Source organism: Dissulfurispira sp. (genome assembly GCF_036745535.1).
Lineage (GTDB): Bacteria > Nitrospirota > Thermodesulfovibrionia > Thermodesulfovibrionales > Dissulfurispiraceae > Dissulfurispira.
Genome location: NZ_DAIOFX010000131.1, coordinates 1 through 2,934 on the forward strand (window position 1 = coordinate 1; position 2,934 = coordinate 2,934).

The window sequence follows — 2,934 nt, forward strand, 5'->3', positions numbered from 1 at the left end:
TCCATCTTTTCCGTCAAAGCTATGTAAATCCTCAATGGTAAATTCCTTCTTTCCTGCTGAGATATTGGTTGCAGCAATCTTTCTTTTCAGTTTCGGCCCTATTGCAAATGTGACTATGGCTGCTGTTGTCGCCATTATCATAAAGAGGATAAGCTTTATGCTTAATAGCACCCCGAATCTTGTAGTGTATAAGACCTCCCATGCAGGTATCCTCGATATGGTAAGGAGCGTACCTGTAATTGCAAGGATGATAATGGACAGCCAGCCTAAAAATAGTTCACCTTTTGGAAGTCCCCTTGCAGCATACGCAGGCTTCAGGAGTATATGGACATAAAGGATAGTTCCAAACCATGTTATCGCGGTCATCAGATGAATGTAACCAATGAAAAAACGCACAACCTTCTGTGTGCTTGTGAGAGGCCTGTAAAGCCCTTTTATTTTCCTATCTTCGAGGAATTGTTTTCCCGCATGTGTAAGCGGACCGCCTCCTATGGGGTCGATATGACAATCTTTACATGACATCCCTGTCTGGCGTGCATATTCTGTTGTAGCAAAAGAAATGGATGGAAGAAGAAACAATGCTGTAATGATGAGAGATACACTGAAAAGCCATCTTTTCATAGTTGAAATTATAGCCTTTTTATAGGGGAATTTCACAAGGGGGACAAAAGTCCCCCTTGTGGGTTATTACGCCTTCTCAGGAGCGGGTGCTACAGCAGGGGCAGGTTCCTTGCCCAGTTTGAAGTAATCGACTGCAAATATCCAGACTCCGTAGAGGAAGCCGACACCGAATATGGCCCTCAATATCCAGAACCATAGGTTGTAATTCGTCTTAACAGCAACATAATCCAGACCCATGAGCCTTTCCATGTATGTCTGCACCATTCCAGCGCCTGTTATTGTGAGAACGATGAATACCATCGAAATCGTCATCCACCAGAATGACTGAAATGCCCTCGATGTATTGAATGCCTTGACTCCCCTGATTGCAGGCAATGTTATGTATATCATTGCAAGCACGAGCAGGACATATGCGCCGTAGAATGCAAGATGCCCGTGGGCTGTTGTTATCTGTGTGCCGTGCGTCCATTTGTTTACCTGCGGAAGTGTATGTATCACACCCCACAAACCTGCGCCAACAAAGTTGAATATGGCATGCGAAACCGTATAGTAAAGCCCCGCCCTATTGGTCACAACCCTCGTTTCCCTTGTTGTCCTGAATGCGTCCCAGACCATGATGAGCAGGGGAATCGGCTCGAGGGAACTGAAGATCCCTCCGACCCATAACCAGTACTCGGGAGTTCCAATCCAGTAGTAGTGATGTCCTGTGCCGAGTATTCCTGTAAACATGACCAGTCCTACTTCCACGTACATCCATTTTTCGACGACTTCTCGTTTTGCACCAACTACTTTCATGAGCATGAAGGCCAGGAGAGCGCCTGCGATAATCTCCCATGCACCCTCAACCCAGAGATGTACCACCCACCACCACCAGAACTGGTCTTTTACCATGCTTTTGGTGTAAAACATACCTGGCAAGTACATGAGTGCAAGCACTGTCAAGCCTCCAAGGAGCGTGCCCTGGATCCCTGTCCACTTTTTTGTCTTAAGCACTGTCATGAAGTTGTTTAAGAGGAATAACAGGACCGAAACCACGATGAGTATGTCAGCCCATCTTGGCGCCTCGATGTATTCCCTTCCTTCGTTTAACACGCCGGTGCCGAATAGATTAGTGCTGTTTGCCTGGGGATTAATGCCCATCCATATGTAGCCAAGAACCACAAGGGCAACTGTTACGACAGTAGCCCAGAATTGAAAGTTCGCCATTGGAACGCTCCAGAGTTCTGTATCGGACTCCTCGCTGACCACATAATATGTCGCTCCCATCATTCCTGCGAGCAGCCAGACAACCATTGCATTAATGTGAAGCGACCTTATTATATTGAAATTCAATATAAAGAAATCCGGCCACATGAACTGCAGCGCCGCGATTATGCTCACAACCACCTGAACAAGAAACAAAAGCACAGCAAATGTATAGAAGTTCTGTGCTATTTTTTGACTTTCGTATTTTATAGTCATTTATGCCACCTCTTATTTAAGCGCAACCATATAATCTGTTAGGTCGTTCAATTCCTGTTCACTTATATGCCCGTAGCCTGGCATTGCAGAGTTGGGGACGTATGCCTTTGGATCCTTGAAGTGTCCAAAGAGCCACGCCCTGTCCCTTTTGCTTCCCACATGAGTGAGGTCAGGCCCTGTTGTTCCGCCGATGCCGCTTACCATATGGCAGTTTGCGCAGTTCTGCGATTGATAAACTCTCTGTCCTGCTGTTAGTTCCTTTACAGCAACCCCTGCTGCTGTGGCGAGTATCGGTTTTGGCGGCCATCCATTGGTATCAACCCTGGATATCCAGTCGAGGAAAGCTATCAGATCGTCTGCCTCTTTCGAGCTTATTCCCAGTTTGGGCATCGATGCCTTTGTGTTTACTGATTTTGGGTCCATCAGGAACTGTTTGAGATAGTCCTTTGGTTTTTTCTCTGCCACTTTTGTCATGTCGGGTGCAAAATAAGACCCATTGCCCAGAATCGTATGGCAACCGATACAATCGTATTTGTGCCACACCATTTTCCCTGCATTCACCTCTTCCGTAATCTCCGGAGCCCTCTTGTCAAGCTTCCCCATTGTGTCAATGGTTAGCATGACAAAGATGACAAAGAAGAAGAGACTTCCGTAGATGAAGAGATTCCGTGCTGCCTTGTTACTCATACACACCTCTTTAGGATTATAAGAGCACTATAATATAGTGCCTTTCGGGAATCCTACCCCCTCTTAAAATGAGTGTTTTACATTATCGTATCGGAGCACCAGTCTGGTATGATTTATATCATAGTAGTAATTGCAGTGAATACAAATACATTGTCAAGTTTTTTA

The 2,934-nt window shown here is 45.7% G+C and carries 3 protein-coding genes; all 3 read right to left on the minus strand.

Going from position 1 to position 2,934, the window contains the following annotated elements; genetic code table 11:
* A partial coding sequence (locus tag V7L97_RS11930; RefSeq protein WP_333656270.1) for a CopD family protein occupies positions 1-621 on the minus strand: 621 nt, incomplete at its 3' end.
* A 66-nt stretch (positions 622-687) separates the two neighbouring features.
* Positions 688-2,082, minus strand: coding sequence for a cbb3-type cytochrome c oxidase subunit I (locus tag V7L97_RS11935; RefSeq protein ID WP_333656272.1), 1,395 nt, complete (start codon positions 2,080-2,082; stop codon positions 688-690).
* A 12-nt stretch (positions 2,083-2,094) separates the two neighbouring features.
* Positions 2,095-2,769 (minus strand): c-type cytochrome, encoded by a 675-nt coding sequence (locus V7L97_RS11940; RefSeq protein ID WP_333656275.1) that lies wholly within the window; start codon positions 2,767-2,769, stop codon positions 2,095-2,097.
* Positions 2,770-2,934: the final 165 nt, after the last annotated feature.